Here is a 16,577-nt window from a genome sequence, read left to right on the forward strand (position 1 = left end):
AAAGAGTTAGAGACTTAAAGTCTCTAACTTATTTAAGGGTCTTAAATTTAATGAATCCTACGACAGTAAGTAAAATACACTCTCCATGGCCTTGGTCAGTTACCGATGCCGACATCAGCTTTGATGTGAATGGGATAGAACAGCAACTCAAAGATTTCAGTCGCGGCTGTTACGTCGTGAATCACAGTGAGAAAGGCTTCGGCCTTGCGCAAACCGCACAAATTGTTTCAGATGATGTACAAGCCGCTAACACGACTTCATTACCCGTCAGTGCTTTTGCCCCTGCTTTAGGGACAGAAAGCTTAGGTGACAGTAATTTCCGCCGAGTTCACGGAGTAAAATACGCTTACTATGCTGGCGCGATGGCAAATGGCATCTCATCTGAAGAGCTAGTGATTGCATTAGGTACAGCTGGTATTCTATGCTCATTTGGCGCTGCAGGTCTTATTCCAAGTCGCGTTGAAGCAGCAATCAACCGCATTCAAACGGCCTTGCCAAACGGCCCTTACATGTTCAACCTTATCCATAGCCCAAGCGAGCCAGCATTAGAGCGTGGCAGCGTAGAGCTATTTTTAAAGCATAAAGTGCGCACCGTTGAAGCGTCTGCATTTCTAGGCCTAACGCCACAAATTGTCTACTACCGCGCCGCGGGTTTAAGCCGTGACGGTCACGGGAATATTTTGGTTGCCAACAAAGTTATCGCCAAAGTCAGCCGTACTGAAGTTGCTGAAAAATTCATGATGCCAGCCCCCGTTAAAATGCTACAAAAGCTGGTCGACGAAGGCGCGATAACCCCTGAGCAGATGGAACTAGCTCAACTTGTGCCCATGGCCGATGACGTGACGGCAGAAGCTGACTCTGGCGGTCATACCGATAATCGTCCTTTAGTCACTTTACTTCCAACGATTTTGGCACTTAAAGATGAGATACAAGCTAAATACCAATACGACACGCCTATTCGTGTCGGTTGTGGTGGCGGTGTCGGTACTCCCGATGCGGCTTTAGCGACTTTCAATATGGGCGCAGCCTACATTGTCACAGGTTCTATCAACCAAGCGTGTGTTGAAGCTGGCGCTAGCGAGCACACTCGAAAATTACTTGCTACCACAGAGATGGCCGACGTGACGATGGCTCCGGCCGCAGACATGTTCGAGATGGGCGTTAAGCTGCAAGTGGTTAAGCGCGGTACCCTGTTCCCTATGCGCGCTAACAAACTGTACGAGCTTTACACCCGTTATGACTCTATCGAGTCTATCCCGACTGAAGAGCGTGAAAAACTTGAAAAGCAAGTGTTCCGCTCAAGCCTTGATGATATTTGGGCAGGTACGGTCGCCCACTTTAATGAACGCGATCCTAAACAGATCGAACGCGCTGAAGGTAACCCAAAGCGTAAAATGGCACTTATTTTCCGCTGGTATCTCGGACTTTCTAGCCGTTGGTCAAACTCTGGCGAAGTCGGCCGTGAAATGGATTACCAGATCTGGGCAGGTCCAGCACTCGGTGCATTTAACCAGTGGGCTAAAGGCAGTTATTTAGATAACTATCAAGACCGCAACGCCGTCGATTTGGCTAAGCACTTAATGTACGGCGCTGCCTACCTTAACCGAATTAACTCATTAACCTCACAAGGGGTTAAATTGCCAACTCAGCTGCTACGCTGGAAGCCAACGCAACGAATGGCTTAAGCCCTGCTTGAGCTAAATAAAGCAGGTTTTACCGTAGGATAAAATCAACAAGCCATTGAGCATGAATAATGCCAATGGCTTTTCTGTAAACAGTCAAAAATCCCCTTCCTCAACATTCCAGCCAACTGACTTTAAGCTTTTGTTACACATTGAAGTCGTGGGCGTTTATGACTTCGTGTTAGCTTACTATTTTGGCTAATAAAAAGAGTGAAATGATGAATAACTTACAAAGGATAGGTGGGGTTGCAGCACTTTTTGAGGCTGCCATTTACATATCAGCTTTTGTCTTTTTTGGCGTATTTTGGGATTACCCTGTTGGCGCTGATAATATTCAAAAGTTTGCTTTTCTAGCGGATAATCAAACCATTCTGTCCATCGTTAATTTATGCATGTATGTCATCTTTGGATGTTTTTTGGCAGTGTTAGTTATCGCCCTTCACCAACGCCTTAAAACCAAAGCCCCTGTGTTATCACAAACCGCTTCTACTTTCGGTCTGATTTGGGTTGGTCTCGTCATTGCAAGTGGAATGATTGCAAACATAGGACTAAATACGGTAATCAGTCTGTCAGCCAAAGACGCTGAGCAAGCTATGACGGTCTGGATAGTGATAGGTACTATCGTTGAGGGTTTAGGGGGCGGAAATGAAGTTGTAGGTGGGTTATGGGTGTTTTTATTGAGTATCGCCGCTTTAAAAACTAACGAGCTTTCAACACCATTAAACTATTTCGGCATATTTGTTGGTTTTGCTGGTATTTTCACTATTTACCCCGCTGAAATATTGACAGAAATATTCGGTCTAACTCAAATCATATGGTTTTCTTGGTTAGGTGTAACCATGTTAATAAGTCGCGAACACTAACAAGCCAAGAAGAGGTTTTAGGCTGAGCTTAAAACCTTGAATTCATGTCCAACATAACATTGCCTCTAGTACGTACTCTACAACCGAGTGTTCTGCTACACTGCTTTGGGTCACTTTTCAGTTAAGATCACTTTTATGCAGCGCACACCACTTCGTCAAGCCAAAACCATCGATAACGTTTTTAATAGCGCCTACTGGCACCTTGGACAGCAAGATTTTACCATTAACGAAATCCGCACCAAGCTTGAGCGTAAAACCGAAAACCAAGAATGGATTGATATTGTACTCGCTAAACTCATAGAGAACGGTTACCTAAAGAATAACTTCGACTTTGCTGTACGCTATTGTGAATTGGCTTTTAGTAATCAACTCGGCAGTGGCGCAATAAAACGTAAATTGCAGCTACGAGGTATAACTGCTGCAGAAATTGATACCGCTTTAGAACAAGTGATGGACGAGCAAAATGTCGATGCCTATGCAATGGCAACATCTAGACTGCTAAGTAAGTTTGAGCACTTCCATGGCACCAACAAAGAGAAAGTCTATTCACAAATGACCACAAAAGGGTTTTCTCGTGCTGAAATTGATCATGCTTTATCACAACATCCTGAACGTGACACATTGCGCAGCAAATTAGCGGTTAAAGCAGATAAAGTCGACTTAACCACTGAGATCATCAAGCTATTCAACAAAGGCAAAGGCGAAACCCTCATTCTACAAGAACTCAAACAGCGGCTGATTGATGTCACTGACTTTGAAGAAACCTTGTACCAGTTAACATTAACAGAGGATGTCGATTTTTATCAAAGCTGTAAAAATGAACTGGCTAAAAAACGTTATGACTTATCAGACTACAAAGAAAAGTCGAAAGCTTACGCCTATTTATCTCGCAAAGGGTTTGGCAGTGATGAAATAAAAGAGGCGATGAATCCCGATGATGAATAACCTTCCTTATTACACGTTAAACCACCAGCAAGTTTATGGAATAAAGATAATCTCTTCGTCGAGGAGATCTAAAATCACCTCACTAGCAATCTCTCTATCGACACCACTTTGGCTCAGCACTTTGATCAACTCTTCACCACTGAAACTGATCGTTTGATCAGCAAGTAGTAATATCAGTTGAGCAAGAATAGGATCACTCACACCTTGCTCCTTTCTATGCCTCACCTTATAACCGACACTCTCTATACGTTGAGCTTGATCTTGATTACGTTTCTCGATGAAAAAAGAGGCTTCAGGATTGACGACCAAAGTACAACTTCCAATTTCAGCAGCGGTTATCCGTTCGCGAGCATTATTGCCAGCTCCACAGATAATGAAATCAAGTTTAGGTATTTCAAATAATCGTTCGATAACTTGATATTGCTCAAACTCACTCAGCTCCCTCAACTTATCCAGTAACTCAGGATCGTTAAAACGTTTCTCGATTGACCAAACATCAGGTTCTACCCAGCGTACAAACTTCATATTGGCTTGTTCGATGAACTGCCATAAATCAGCGATGTCATAGCTTACTTCATTGACATTCAAGCAAGTATCAACAAATTCAACGTCTGGATTTAGGTAGGTACTTTTCAAATAGGTATCTTTAAAGATGGTTTCCTCGGCCGCTTTAGAAAGAAGCCTCCCAATGGGAATGCGACTCTCAATAGGATCATCTTTAGGAGAGAGGATATTAATGCCTTCAATTAATCGATACAGCGCCTGACGTCCGAAGCTGCCATATAACATTAACGATATAACGCCATGAGGCGCTAAAATTTTGGTGAGATTATTCAACCCAACTTGCGGATCAGCTAAGTGATGCAGCACACCAGAGGAGTAGATAACATCAAAGCCACCTTCCGGTACATCTACCCCCTCTAAAGTCATCAAATCCGCTTGAATGAAATTAATATTGGTCAACCCACGCGCTTTTGCGTTTTCCCTTGCTTCCGCTAAACCCACAGAGTTGATATCAATCGCGGTGAAGTTCACTTTGGGTTGCAATGAAGCCGCACCGATAACACCGGGGCCTCGACCGCAGCCAGCATCCAATACCTCAAGCGGCCTATTTGAGTCTCGTTTCAGCGCGACATAGCTCAACAGCAACCTGATATCGAAACCTGGCCTGATAGTCGGCTCGCCTGATGGGTATGGGTATTGCTCATACATGTCTTTTACTTTGCTGGTCGTCTGATCCAAGGTCCGTCTCCAGATGCTGTCAATTAATCAAATTAGTGGGAAATCCAATTACACCAACATAAACGAAAAAATCCTTCTAGACCATGTCTTTATGCATAATACGCCCAAATGATTTTCGAGCGCTTTTCACAATTTAAATCCTATTAACAAAGCCCGTTTATTTACGTTATGTACTAAGAGATAGAAAAAAGCCACCGAGAGAACTCGATGGCTGTAGTTTTAACAGTGGTTATTGCTAACCCAGCAAAAGATTAAAAAATAAAGTTCATCTTAGCCGTGTAGGTAATACCGTCGAACCCATATGGCAATGCTCTGACTGGATACTTGAACGCTTGATTGGTAATGAAATCCAACGGTTCATCTGCACCTAATTCATCGGGCGTCACATCAAAGATGTTATTCACACCAGCAGAGAAACTCAAAGAATCGGTGAAGTGATACTCCAGATTAATGTCCACTAACACAGCTGACTCGACAATACTGGTAGGCTGAAAGGATCCTGTGGGTAAAATACCATCTGGTAATCCAATATGATCATTACCGAAGTAAGTCACATCAGTTTCACCAAAATAGTTAGCTCGTACCATGCCACGCCAATCATTTCTACTGTAATCGAAGGTTAAGGTTGCGCGTTCATGGGGCTGACCGTCGGTTAAGAAACTACGCTGCTCATCGTCAAGTGCAACATCCTCAGGGATCCCCTCAGGCGCATTAACACTGTCAATTTCTGTTTCATTTAAGTTACCCGCCAACGTGGTATTGAAGTCACCACCAAACAGGTCAGCCTTATGGGTAATAATAAGATCGATACCTTGTGTGGTTGAATTAACTGAATTAGAGAAGTAGTTCGCCTGCTCTGCACCTGTCGCAGCTAGGGCTGCAACGGCATCAGCACTAAAGGCTACATCCTCGGCTGATAGAAGACTGCCAAGGGTGATCCTGTCCTTAATCTCTATTCTATAAGCATCTAAAGTTAACGAAAGATCATCAGTCGCGTTTAACACAAACCCTAAACTCATGTTCTTAGAGGTTTCAAGCTTTAGGTTATCCACTCCCAATGCCGAGGGGAAATCAGATCCTGCGGTAGCAGTGAAAGAGTTTATCAGCTCCCCGTTATCACCTAAGTTTGTGGTGTAAGCGGTATAAGCACTCTGTTGCAACGATGGCGCTCTAAAGCCGGTAGAAACGGCGCCACGTAAAGCAAATGAGTCACTGATATCATAACGAGAAGATATCTTACCGACTAAATCATTGCCAGAATCTGAGAAATCTTCAAATCGAAGTGCAGTGCCTAACATCCAGTCATCAGTAAGCTGTGTCTCAATATCAAGATAAAAGGCATAACTGCTTCTGTCAGCCTTACCCGCTGCATCAGGTCTTAAGCCTGGGTAAGCTTGAAAGCCACAATCAGCTAACTTCTCAGGGTCCATAACGGAATCGAACTCTCTACCTGTATTTGTACTACCACAAGAGTATGAAGCCAGTTCACCAGCAACAATCTCATAGTTTTCACTGCGATACTCAGTACCGAACGCAACATATAAGGGGGCGTCTCGACCGATATCAACCACACCAGTTACATCAGCATTGAACGTGGTTTGATCAAAACGAAAACCGCCAGAGTAACCCGATGTAGGTCCTGAATTTGCGGCAATTTCTGCGTCCGTTGCGCTAGGGTTGTTAACCTTATATTCAGCAGCAATAGAGGCGTTTATCGTGTTTCTAGAATCAAAATCATAACGGTTTTGACCATAGACACCTGATATATCAAATTGCCAATCATCGTTAATATCGCCTCTTAACCCAACAGCTACCGACGTGTCCTGCGCTTCATTATAAATGCGCGGCAGAAATCCATCAGGGTAGACTTGAGGCACAACTTTTGCTGCTTCATCAAAGTTACGCCAAAAACCGTTACCTAATGCGGTGCGATTTGAATAACCACCAAATGAATAAAGCTCAAACTCGCCCACAGGCATCATGGCATTATAAAATACCGACTTAAATTCAGAAGCGGCATTACCTTGACTCCAACGTACCTCATCAGACAGGGTGTCCTTAGGTATTGTCGATGAACCACCAATATCTCGCTCTGCACGGTTAGTACCGTCCGCGTCACGGTACTCAAGCGATAGATTAATAAAACCGCCATCATCACCCAGATCAAAACCGGTGTTTACCCCTACCGAATAGTTATCACCATCGCCTTCACCTGTGGTGCCACCTTGAACATAGCCAGAGGTCACATCAGTACTGTCTCTCAGGGATAAGTTAATCACACCAGCGATGGCGTCAGAGCCATATTGCGCCGCGGCGCCATCTCGAAGCACTTGAACATCTTTCAGTGCAATCAAGGGAATAGCATTCATATCAGTACCAGCGGCGCCCGCTCCAACGGTACCGTTAAGGCCAAATATTGCTTGGTTGTGGCGACGCTTACCATTAATCAATACCAATGTTTGATCAGGTTGAAGCCCGCGTAACGTTGCAGGACGAAATAGATCTGAACCATCGGAGACTTGGGTTCGACTGAAGTTAAACGAAGGCACACTGGCCTGCAGACTTTGCCCAAGTTCCGTAAAGCCACCACGAGTCAGGCTCTCTGCGGTAATGATATCAACCGGCACAGCAGATTCAGTCGCGGTGCGATTAGAGACTCGGGTCCCCAATACCATAATGGTTTCGACCTCTTGCTCAGCTTTATCCATCGATGTTTCTTCGGCGGAATGGGCCATCAGAGTTGTACTACCCATTGCTAAGCCTATCGCTAGCGTTAATGAATTAGCGCGAAATATTTTCATTATCATTGCTCCATTTACTATTTATTATCTGAGCAATTACTCATCGATGACTTCATATTAATGAAGACATGATATTGAATAATTCAGAGACAAATTTTTATGATTAAAACGCCATTAATGCTAATTAATACCTGTGATATTAATTAGCAAAACTACAATGAACCTAAAGGTGGCTAATTAAGTCAAAATACAACCAATGAACTTAACCGCTATATTTAAATATAATTAGCTAAATATTGAGTGATAAAACATCACCACAATCACTACCGGGCAGACAAAACGCACATAACTAGGCCATATTTTCCAGAACCAAGAAGATTCAATCTCTGGACAGCCTAATTTCAACTCTTGCAATATCACATCACGACGCCATACCCAGCCCGCGAATATAGATAACACTAACCCGAGTAATGGTTGGCTATATTGAGTCGTAAACGCAATAACGGCACCAAACAGAAGTTCGAAGTTAAAGATAATCACCGTACTGCTCAACACAATTACAGCTCCAATCAGCCAGGTCGCTCTGCTTCTTTTAAGTGAGGTGTTTTCTACCGTATAGGCAACGGGGACTTCAAGCATTGAGATAGAAGACGTCACCGCAGCTATCGCCATCAAGGAGAAAAAGATAAAGGAGATGACATTACCAAGATCACCCATGGCATTAAACAATTCAGGTATGACAGTAAATATTAATCTGTCGCCATTAATCAATTCACCACTTTCAGTAAAAATAGTGACGCCATTATGCTGAGCCACATACATGGCAGGGATAATTAACATGCCCGCTAATATCGCAATGCCAATATCAACTAAGGTAACTTGCGCCCCTAAGACCACAATATTCTCTTTTTTACTGATGTATGAGCCGTAAATAAGCATGGTACCCACTCCCAAAGAGAGGGAGAAAAATGCCTGACCTAAGGCACTAATTAATAACTCTGAGCTTAATATTTTTGAAAAATCCGGAATAACATACACTTCCCAGCCTAATGCAGCCCCTTCGAGTGTCGCGACAAATATAATTAATGAAACCAATAGAATTAATAATAACGGCATCAATCTAGCAGACCACTTCTCTATTCCATCACTCACCCCCTTATGCACAATGCCGATGGTTAATAAAGAGAAGATAATACAAAATACTATATTTCGTGGTGTAGAGAAGGCGGTTAACCACAATGAAATCTGTTCTAATCCTAAAATATCAGTGATAGAGGCTGAGGCATAAGCCAGCATCCAACCCGCAACAATGGAGTAGAAACTTAATATTAAACAAACAACTGTTAATGCCCAATAACCCGTTAACTTTCCACTTAATTTACTAACAGGCCCCTGAGATATCCCCTGTAACGCATTAACCATATTCGACTGTGAATAACGCCCAATAACCAACTCAGCCATTAAGATGGGGTAAGCCAACAGGAAAGTTAATATCAAATAGACGAGAACAAAGGCGGCTCCACCGTTACTAGCAACCTGAGTGGGAAACCCCCAAATGTTACCTAAACCCACGGCTGAACCTGCAGCAGCAAGCACAAAACCAAGCTTCGATGAAAACTGACCACGTACACTCATACTTAACAACCTTATTATAAAAGCCTATTAAACAAAGGCTTAGTGTTATTTCATTGTTTTTGCATGAAACCATCATACTGACAAAAATCACACTTTCTAGCTTTTTATCCCACCAAAGCCAACAAGATGGTAACAAAGATGACAATCGTTATCGTACTCATGTCCACCCAAACACCGAGCACATCAAGCCTCTAAACCGATCATTCCGCACTAAAGCATTCATTTTTTGTATCTAAATAGAAGATTTATAAAATTATGGTTATTTTTTAAAAGCAGATAACCTTTAATAAATATCAAAAACAATAGCGACCGCTATTCTGAGGCTAGGTAAATGTCTGAACTACCAATATTAACTTGCTACATCGATGGCGACTTCGTTAATAGTGATACTCATTTTGACAATATAAATCCTGTCAATGGTCAGGCTATTGCACATATTAGTGAAGCAACACCCGCCATGATTGAAAATGCAGTGGCAAGTGCACGGGCCGCTCAAGAGTCGAGCTGGGGCAAGATGACCGTTAATAAACGTTGCGCGTTATTACATAAAGTCGCCGACCGAATGGCTGAGCGTGAAGAGGAGTTTATCGCCGCCGAAATAGCCGACACCGGAAAATCACTTTTTCAGGTTAAAACCATAGATATTCCCCGAGGTACTGCAAATTTCAGGTTTTTTGCCGATCTAGCAAAGTTTAATTCAGGTGAAACCTTTATTACTGATACACCCACCGGAGATAAAGCCCTTAACTACAGCATCAATAAGCCCTTAGGCGTAGTCGGTGTTATCTCTCCTTGGAATCTCCCCCTGCTACTGGCGACCTGGAAAATAGCCCCCGCCATGGCTTGTGGTAATAGCGTGATATTAAAACCATCAGAGGAGACCTCTTCCACCGCCTTTCTTCTTGCACAAGTGATGGATGAAGTCGGGATACCAAAAGGCGCATTCAATCTGATATTGGGACGCGGCCGTGCGGTAGGCGATGCGCTTACCAGCGCGAAAGGGATTGATGCAATCACCTTCACCGGCGCATCATCCACCGGCAAACAAATAATGAAATCCGTTGCCAATAGTGTAAAACCCATCTCATTTGAACTGGGTGGTAAAAACTCTGCCATCGTATTTGCCGATGCCGATCTGGATAAAGCGATAAAAGGGGTGACCCGCTCTAGCTTCACCAACTGTGGCCAAGTCTGTCTCTGCACTGAGAAAGTCTATGTTCATCGCTCAATCTTCGAGCCATTTGTTGAGGGCCTTAAACAAGCAGCTTTACAGATTAAAATAGGTTACCCCACAGATAAAGATGTATTTATGGGCCCGTTAGTCTCCAAAGTCCACCAGCAAAAAGTGCTCTCTTACTACCAACTGGCCAAGGACGAGGGAGCCACATTTGTTGCTGGCGGTGGTGTGCCCCAATTCAATGATGAGCGCGATATGGGCTGTTTTATTGAACCCACCATCATTACAGGGCTCAGTGATAACGCTCGTGTGAATCAAGAAGAGGTTTTCGGCCCAATCTGCCATATCTCAGTGTTTGATGATGAAGATGAGGTGATAGATAGGGTCAACAATACCGATTATGGCCTTGCCGCTTCTGTATGGACAGAGAATCTCTCACGTGCTCACCGCGTTTCACCTCAGTTAGATGTCGGTCTGGTGTGGGTGAATACTTGGTTCTTGCGAGATCTACGCGCTCCCTTTGGTGGCGTTAAGTTATCCGGAATAGGCCGTGAAGGTGGTAAACACTCACTCGCCTTCTACAGCGAGCCCATCAACATCTGCATTCACATCGATAGTTAATTTAACACTAGAGATTTAACTCTAGAGCCAAGGTTGAACACCTCACTGGCTCTGGCAATAAAACGAGAATAGAGACCAATGAAGTCAAACGACAAAACAACTGCAAAACTCGTAGAGGGCAAAGCCAAACCAAGAGGCCGCTTCCCTCACCTTAAACGCGCTGGCGACTTTATCTATGTATCAGGCACCAGCTCTAGGCTGCCAGATAACTCCTTTGCTGGCGTTGAAGTTGATGAGATGGGTGCCACTAATTTAGATATAGAAGCTCAGACACGAGCCGTCATTGACAACATTCGTGACATTTTACGCTCAGTCGATGCCGATTTAGACGATCTGGTCGAGATCAGCACTTTTCTGGTCAACATGAATGACTTTGCAGGCTACAACCGTGTCTATGCAGAATACTTTGATTACGACGGGCCGACTCGTACCACAGTTGCTGTGCATCAACTGCCTCATCCGCACCTACTGATTGAGTGCAAAGCCGTGGCCTATAAGCCAATCAAATAATACACACTCGCTTCTAAAAGAAATTGATTAAAAGGTAACCTAAGCAGATGAGTAAATTAGCCGCATTTAACTTTCAAAACTGGATAGATGAGCATCAACATCTGCTTAAGCCCCCCGTCGGCAATGTGCAGATCTGGGAAGACACCGACATGATGGTCACTGTCGTGGGTGGGCCCAATCAGCGTACCGATTTTCATGATGATCCGGTTGAGGAGTTCTTCTATCAACTCAAGGGCGACATGGTCCTCAAGGTTATCGAAGAGGGTAAATGCCGCGATCTGTTTATCCGCGAAGGCGACATCTTCTTTCTTCCTCCTCACGTACGTCACTCTCCTCAACGTCCTATGGCCGGCAGTATCGGCTTAGTCATAGAGCCTAAGCGCCCCGAGGGAATGAAAGATGCATTTGAGTGGTACTGTTTTAAATGTGATGCCTTAGTTCACAGAGCTGAAGTGGCACTTAAATCTATCGTGCGAGATCTCCCGCCCATCTACCAAGCTTTCTATGAAGATGAGCAAGCGAGAACTTGCCCAGAATGTGGCGAGTTACACCCAGGCAAAGAGGCCCCGCAAGGTTGGGTGACGCTTGAAGATACAGAACAAAGTAAAGAAAAGGACAAATCATGAAGGTCGTCGATATTCACTCACATTTCATCCCTAAAGAGTGGGAGAACCTGCAAAAGAAATTTGGTGGCGATGGCTGGCCTTGGCTGTCTCATTCTGAAAGTAATGTGAATAATACCCAACCAGAAAAAGCCATGTTGATGAAGGGAAAGCAAGCCTTTAGACCTGTTTATTCAGCCTGTTGGGATGCTCAAGTTCGTTTAGACGAAATGGACCGTGACGGGGTGGATAAACAGATCATCTCAGCGACGCCGATTTTATTTGCCTATGACCGACCCGTAGAGCAAGCAAGCTACTGCGCTCAGCTCTTTAATGATGCTGCGTTAGATATCTGCTCAAAAGATACTCAACGCCTGTTCGCCTTAGCGCAAGTCCCACTACAGAATATCGACGCCTCTTGTATCGAAGTCAGCCGCGCTAAAGCGTGTGGCCATGTGGGCGTACAGATAGGTAACCATGTCGGCGAAAAAAACATGGACGATGAAGGGGTACTCACCTTTTTACAGCACTGCGCAGATGAAGATATTCCTGTATTTGTTCACCCTTGGGACATGATGGCGAGCGAGCGCACCAAAGATTACATGATGGGCTGGACTGTTGGCATGCCAGCCGAAACCCAGCTCTCTATCGTGTCGATGATTTTAGGCGGCGGCTTCGATCGCGTCAGTGACACTCTTAAGATCTGCTTTGCCCATGGCGGCGGCTCATTTGCCTTCCTGCTTGGCCGTTTAGAGAACGCTTGGCACCACAAAGACATTGCACGAGGCAAGTCCCAACATCCGCCGAGCCACTACCTTAATCGCTTTCATCTTGATACGGCCGTGTTTGATCACGACGCATTAGACCTACTCGTGAAGAAGATGGGGCCAGAACGACTGATGTTTGGCACTGACTACCCCTTTCCCTTAGGCGAACAACAGATGGGTCAGTTAATTAAAACCTCAGCAGATCTTAGCGACCAGACAAAGCAAAAATTGCTCGCCAGTAACGCCGAACAGTTTTTTAGCCTTTAATCAGCGTTAACTTGCTGCAACCTAATTTGAACAAGAAGAGAGATAATATGCTCAATGATTTAGCCAAGAAACTCGACCAAGCAGCTGCCAATGCCATCAGCATTCCTCAGCTATCCTCATCGACTCAATTATCCCTAGATGATGCTTATCAAGTACAAAAGTTGAGTATCGAACAAAGGTTATCCCGTGGGGAGAAGTTAGTCGGCTACAAGATGGGCTTTACCAGCCGCGCCAAGATGATTCAAATGGGCGTCGACGATCTGATCTGGGGTCGATTAACCGACACCATGATGATCCAAGATGGCGGCACCATAGACTTAACCCATTACGTTCACCCTAGAGCGGAACCTGAAATCGCTTTTCGCCTTAAGAGCCCGCTTGCTGGCATCGTCACTAAAGAGGAAGCGCTCGCTGCCATTGACGCAGTCGCAGGTGCAATCGAGGTGATTGATTCACGCTATCAAAATTTTAAATTCTCACTCAGTGATGTTATCGCCGACAACTGCTCAAGCACAGGGTTTGTCATCGGCCCTTGGCAATCGGCTGACACCAATATCGACGGCCTAGCAATGGCATTAAAGGTCAACGATACCGAAGTTGAGCGCGGCAGTAGCCAAGATATATTAGATCACCCGCTCAACTCACTTATCGAAGCGGCACGCTGCGTGGCTCAATATGGTGAGTCGCTACAAGCAGGGCAAATTATCTTGGCGGGAGCCGCAACCGCCGCGGTTGCCTTAGCACCAGGACAAACGATATCAGCAGAGATTGAAGGCTTAGCGCCATGCCACTTCTCTACATTAAATAACAGCACTCTCAGTTCAAACACATAGCCGAAGCAAATAACCTGAGTTTATAAGGACAAACCATGACATTCGAAAACACACTCGCATTTGCTCAGCAGCAAGATAAAAATGATCCGCTAGCCCACTACAAGGCGCAGTTCCATCATCCTGTTATCGATGGTAAGCAAGTGCTTTACTTCACCGGCAACTCCCTAGGCTTGCAGCCTAAAACGGCCAAAGAATATATCAATCAAGAGTTAGAAGATTGGGCTCAATGGGGCGTCGAAGGTCACTTTCATGCCAAGAACCCTTGGGTCAGTTACCATGAGATTTTAACGCCAGCATCAGCAAAATTGGTTGGCGCCAACGAGTCAGAAGTGGTGTGTATGAACTCACTAACCACCAATCTTCACCTCTTGTTTGTCTCGTTTTACAAACCGACAGCAAAGCGTTTTAAGATCATCAGCGAAGCAAAAATGTTTCCCTCAGATCGCTATCTGCTCGAAACTCAAGTCCGTCACCATGGGCTTAATCCCGATGACGCGATTATCGAAATATCCCCCCGTGATGGCGAATACCTGATCCGTGAAGAAGATATTATTGCCGCGGTAAACGACAATGCTGACGAACTTGCGCTGCTGTTTTTTGGTGGAGTTAACTATTTCACAGGCCAGCTATTCGACATGGAAAAGCTCACCAAAGCAGCCCATAACGTCGGTGCCTTAGCAGGCTTTGACCTTGCCCATGCAGTGGGGAATGTGCCGATGAAATTGCACGACTGGGATGTGGATTTTGCGGCCTGGTGTACCTATAAATACCTTAACTCCAGTGCAGGTAATGTCGGCGGTATTTTCGTCAACGACCGCCACGGTAATAACACCGAAATCAATCGATTCGGCGGCTGGTGGGGACACAACAAAGAGCGACGCTTCCTGATGGAAAACAGCTTTGAGCCGATGACTGGCGCCGAAGGGTGGCAGATAAGTAACGCACCTGTGATGGGCATGGCGATACTAAAATCGTCGCTAGATATCTTTGATGAAGCTGGAATTGAAAACCTCAGAGCCAAAAGCCTTAAACTGACCGCTTATCTTGAATTTATCTTTAATGATATTGTCGACCAATTTGCCGATATTAGCCTTGAGATCATCACGCCTAACGAACCGACTCGCCGTGGATGTCAGCTTTCAATTAAGCTGGTTGGCACCAACAAAGACTTTTTCCAAGCCCTAACCAAAGCTGGGGTTATCGCCGATTTTCGTGAGCCCGATGTCATCAGACTGGCACCAACGCCGCTGTACAACAGCTTCGAAGATGTCTATCTACTGGGGCAAACCTTGAAGTCTTTAGCGAAAAACTGGAGGTAGTATGGAAAAGCAGGTAAAAAATATCACGGTTGCCGGCGCAGGACCTGTCGGCGCCCTCCTCTCAGTGATGCTGGCAAAACAAGGCTATAAAGTTGACCTGTTTGAGTCAAGAGTCGACTCTCGCAAAGCGAGTATCTATCAGGGTAAATCGATTAATCTCGCCTTGTCCGATCGTGGCTGGCTAGCGCTGCAAGCCGTGGGGCTAGATGAGAGTATTCGTGAGCATGCTATCCCAATGTACTGCCGCGTGATGCATGACTTACAGGGCAATTTAACCAAGCAACCCTACGGCAAAGAAAATCAGGCTATCTGGTCAGTGTCGCGTTCAGGGATTAATGAGCAACTTATCTCACTTGCCGAGGCGGAGCCGTTAATTGATGTTCACTTCGAACATCACCTGACTCAACTTGATTTCGACAGCGCCAGCAGCGTGTTCTCAACCAAGGATAAAGAAACGAAGCATCACCAGAGTGACTTGCTCTTTGGCGCCGACGGCGCATTCTCAAAGGTAAGGCGCTTGGCACAAGAGTTAACTAAAGAACGTATTAGTTATAGCCTTGAATATATGCCACAAAGCTATATCGAACTCACCATTGCCGCCAATAAAGATGGCAGCCACAAGCTCGAAAAAAATGCCCTGCATATCTGGCCTAGAAAAGCTTTTATGCTCATCGCCCTACCGAATACCGATGGCTCTTTCACCTGCACTCTGTTTTTAAATCATGAGGGTGAACTGTCATTTGAGTCCCTTAACAGCAGGGAAAAAGTCACAGGTTTCTTCGAAGATAATTTTGCCGATGCGCTGCCTCTACTCGACAATCCTGTCGATGATTTCATGCAAAAGTCCGCCTCTCCCCTTTGTCTGGTTCATATCTATCCTTGGGTAGTGAATAACAAGGTTGGACTCATTGGCGATGCTGCTCATGCCATGGTGCCTTTTTATGGACAAGGGATGAATTGTGGCTTTGAGGATTGCCGTATTCTCAACGAATTAATCGATGAGCATGCACACAACTGGGATCATATATTGGCCGCCTACCAAGCGGAGCGAAAGCCCAACGGCGATGCCATTATCGAGTTAGCAAAGCGAAACTTTGTTGAAATGAGTGATTTATCAGGCGATAGTGACTTCTTATTACGTAAGAAGATTGAAAGCGAATTCAATAGGATGTACCCACAACTTTGGGTTCCTCTGTATTCGATGGTCACCTTCTCACCTCATCTGCCCTACTCATCTGCGCTGGCGATTGGGGAGATACAAAAAGAGATCATGGACGAGATAATGCAATTGGATAATATTCATCAAGAGTGGCAAGCACCCCATGTTTATCAATTACTGCATAAACTTGTATTAGAAAAACTGGAGAAATAGT

13 protein-coding genes are annotated in these 16,577 nt (G+C 44.9%); 10 read left to right on the forward strand and 3 right to left on the reverse strand.

Features of this window, described 5'->3' with window-relative positions; translation table 11 throughout:
• The first annotated feature begins 50 nt into the window (after positions 1-50).
• The 3 genes from pfaD (at position 51) to FN961_RS10570 (ending at position 3,490) form a co-directional block, all read left to right on the forward strand.
• Complete coding sequence (gene pfaD / locus FN961_RS10560; RefSeq protein ID WP_144040151.1) at positions 51-1,685, forward strand: eicosapentaenoate synthase subunit PfaD; 1,635 nt, start codon at positions 51-53, stop codon at positions 1,683-1,685.
• A gap of 215 nt (positions 1,686-1,900) precedes the next feature.
• Entirely contained in the window at positions 1,901-2,545 is a 645-nt protein-coding gene (locus FN961_RS10565) for a DUF4386 family protein (RefSeq protein ID WP_144040266.1), read from the forward strand.
• Between the two features lie 135 nt (positions 2,546-2,680).
• Entirely contained in the window at positions 2,681-3,490 is an 810-nt protein-coding gene (locus FN961_RS10570; protein ID WP_144040152.1) for a regulatory protein RecX, read from the forward strand.
• A 33-nt stretch (positions 3,491-3,523) separates the two neighbouring features.
• On the opposite strand, the gene FN961_RS10575 is transcribed toward FN961_RS10570, so the two are convergent.
• From FN961_RS10575 to FN961_RS10585, 3 genes are all read right to left on the reverse strand, one after another.
• Positions 3,524-4,732 carry a class I SAM-dependent methyltransferase gene (locus tag FN961_RS10575; RefSeq protein WP_144040153.1) on the reverse strand — a complete coding sequence of 403 codons (1,209 nt, stop codon included), beginning with the start codon at positions 4,730-4,732 and terminating at the stop codon, positions 3,524-3,526.
• Positions 4,733-4,983: 251 nt separating this feature from the next.
• The gene (locus FN961_RS10580; RefSeq protein WP_144040154.1) at positions 4,984-7,533 is read right to left on the reverse strand and encodes a TonB-dependent receptor plug domain-containing protein; all 2,550 of its coding nucleotides are present in this window, start codon (positions 7,531-7,533) and stop codon (positions 4,984-4,986) included.
• Positions 7,534-7,758: 225 nt separating this feature from the next.
• A complete protein-coding gene (locus tag FN961_RS10585; protein ID WP_144040155.1) occupies positions 7,759-9,108 on the reverse strand; it encodes a sodium-dependent transporter in 1,350 nt (449 codons plus the stop codon).
• 331 nt (positions 9,109-9,439) lie between these two features.
• Here FN961_RS10585 and FN961_RS10590 point away from each other — a divergent pair, with 331 nt between their 5' ends.
• From FN961_RS10590 to FN961_RS10620, 7 genes are all read left to right on the forward strand, one after another.
• Positions 9,440-10,906, forward strand: a complete 1,467-nt coding sequence (locus tag FN961_RS10590; RefSeq protein WP_144040156.1) for a 2-hydroxymuconic semialdehyde dehydrogenase — start codon at positions 9,440-9,442, stop codon at positions 10,904-10,906.
• A 78-nt stretch (positions 10,907-10,984) separates the two neighbouring features.
• On the forward strand, positions 10,985-11,416 hold the full coding sequence (locus FN961_RS10595; RefSeq protein ID WP_144040157.1) for a RidA family protein: 432 nt from the start codon (positions 10,985-10,987) through the stop codon (positions 11,414-11,416).
• A 47-nt stretch (positions 11,417-11,463) separates the two neighbouring features.
• Positions 11,464-12,042, forward strand: coding sequence for a 3-hydroxyanthranilate 3,4-dioxygenase (locus FN961_RS10600; RefSeq protein WP_144040158.1), 579 nt, complete (start codon positions 11,464-11,466; stop codon positions 12,040-12,042).
• Positions 12,039-13,052, forward strand: coding sequence for an amidohydrolase family protein (locus FN961_RS10605; RefSeq protein ID WP_144040159.1), 1,014 nt, complete (start codon positions 12,039-12,041; stop codon positions 13,050-13,052). The genes FN961_RS10600 and FN961_RS10605 overlap by 4 nt, the downstream gene beginning before the upstream one ends.
• Positions 13,053-13,099: 47 nt before the next feature.
• Positions 13,100-13,885 (forward strand): 2-keto-4-pentenoate hydratase, encoded by a 786-nt coding sequence (locus FN961_RS10610; protein WP_144040160.1) that lies wholly within the window; start codon positions 13,100-13,102, stop codon positions 13,883-13,885.
• A 35-nt stretch (positions 13,886-13,920) separates the two neighbouring features.
• Positions 13,921-15,204, forward strand: a complete 1,284-nt coding sequence (kynU, locus tag FN961_RS10615) for a kynureninase (RefSeq protein WP_144040161.1) — start codon at positions 13,921-13,923, stop codon at positions 15,202-15,204.
• A gap of 1 nt (position 15,205) precedes the next feature.
• Positions 15,206-16,576, forward strand: a complete 1,371-nt coding sequence (locus FN961_RS10620) for an FAD-dependent oxidoreductase (protein ID WP_144040162.1) — start codon at positions 15,206-15,208, stop codon at positions 16,574-16,576.
• Position 16,577: the final 1 nt, after the last annotated feature.

The sequence above is a fragment of the Shewanella hanedai genome (assembly GCF_007197645.1).
Classification (GTDB): Bacteria; Pseudomonadota; Gammaproteobacteria; order Enterobacterales; family Shewanellaceae; genus Shewanella; species Shewanella hanedai.

Excerpts from the sequence above, each read along its gene's own strand:
- pfaD (WP_144040151.1), top strand. The coding sequence starts at position 51 with ATGAATCCTACGACAGTAAGTAAAATACACTCTCCATGGCCTTGGTCA.
- FN961_RS10565 (WP_144040266.1), top strand. The coding sequence starts at position 1,901 with ATGAATAACTTACAAAGGATAGGTGGGGTTGCAGCACTTTTTGAGGCT.
- FN961_RS10570 (WP_144040152.1), top strand. The coding sequence starts at position 2,681 with ATGCAGCGCACACCACTTCGTCAAGCCAAAACCATCGATAACGTTTTT.
- FN961_RS10580 (WP_144040154.1), bottom strand. The coding sequence starts at position 7,533 with ATGAAAATATTTCGCGCTAATTCATTAACGCTAGCGATAGGCTTAGCA.
- FN961_RS10585 (WP_144040155.1), bottom strand. The coding sequence starts at position 9,108 with ATGAGTGTACGTGGTCAGTTTTCATCGAAGCTTGGTTTTGTGCTTGCT.
- FN961_RS10590 (WP_144040156.1), top strand. The coding sequence starts at position 9,440 with ATGTCTGAACTACCAATATTAACTTGCTACATCGATGGCGACTTCGTT.
- FN961_RS10595 (WP_144040157.1), top strand. The coding sequence starts at position 10,985 with ATGAAGTCAAACGACAAAACAACTGCAAAACTCGTAGAGGGCAAAGCC.
- FN961_RS10600 (WP_144040158.1), top strand. The coding sequence starts at position 11,464 with ATGAGTAAATTAGCCGCATTTAACTTTCAAAACTGGATAGATGAGCAT.
- FN961_RS10605 (WP_144040159.1), top strand. The coding sequence starts at position 12,039 with ATGAAGGTCGTCGATATTCACTCACATTTCATCCCTAAAGAGTGGGAG.
- FN961_RS10610 (WP_144040160.1), top strand. The coding sequence starts at position 13,100 with ATGCTCAATGATTTAGCCAAGAAACTCGACCAAGCAGCTGCCAATGCC.
- kynU (WP_144040161.1), top strand. The coding sequence starts at position 13,921 with ATGACATTCGAAAACACACTCGCATTTGCTCAGCAGCAAGATAAAAAT.
- FN961_RS10620 (WP_144040162.1), top strand. The coding sequence starts at position 15,206 with ATGGAAAAGCAGGTAAAAAATATCACGGTTGCCGGCGCAGGACCTGTC.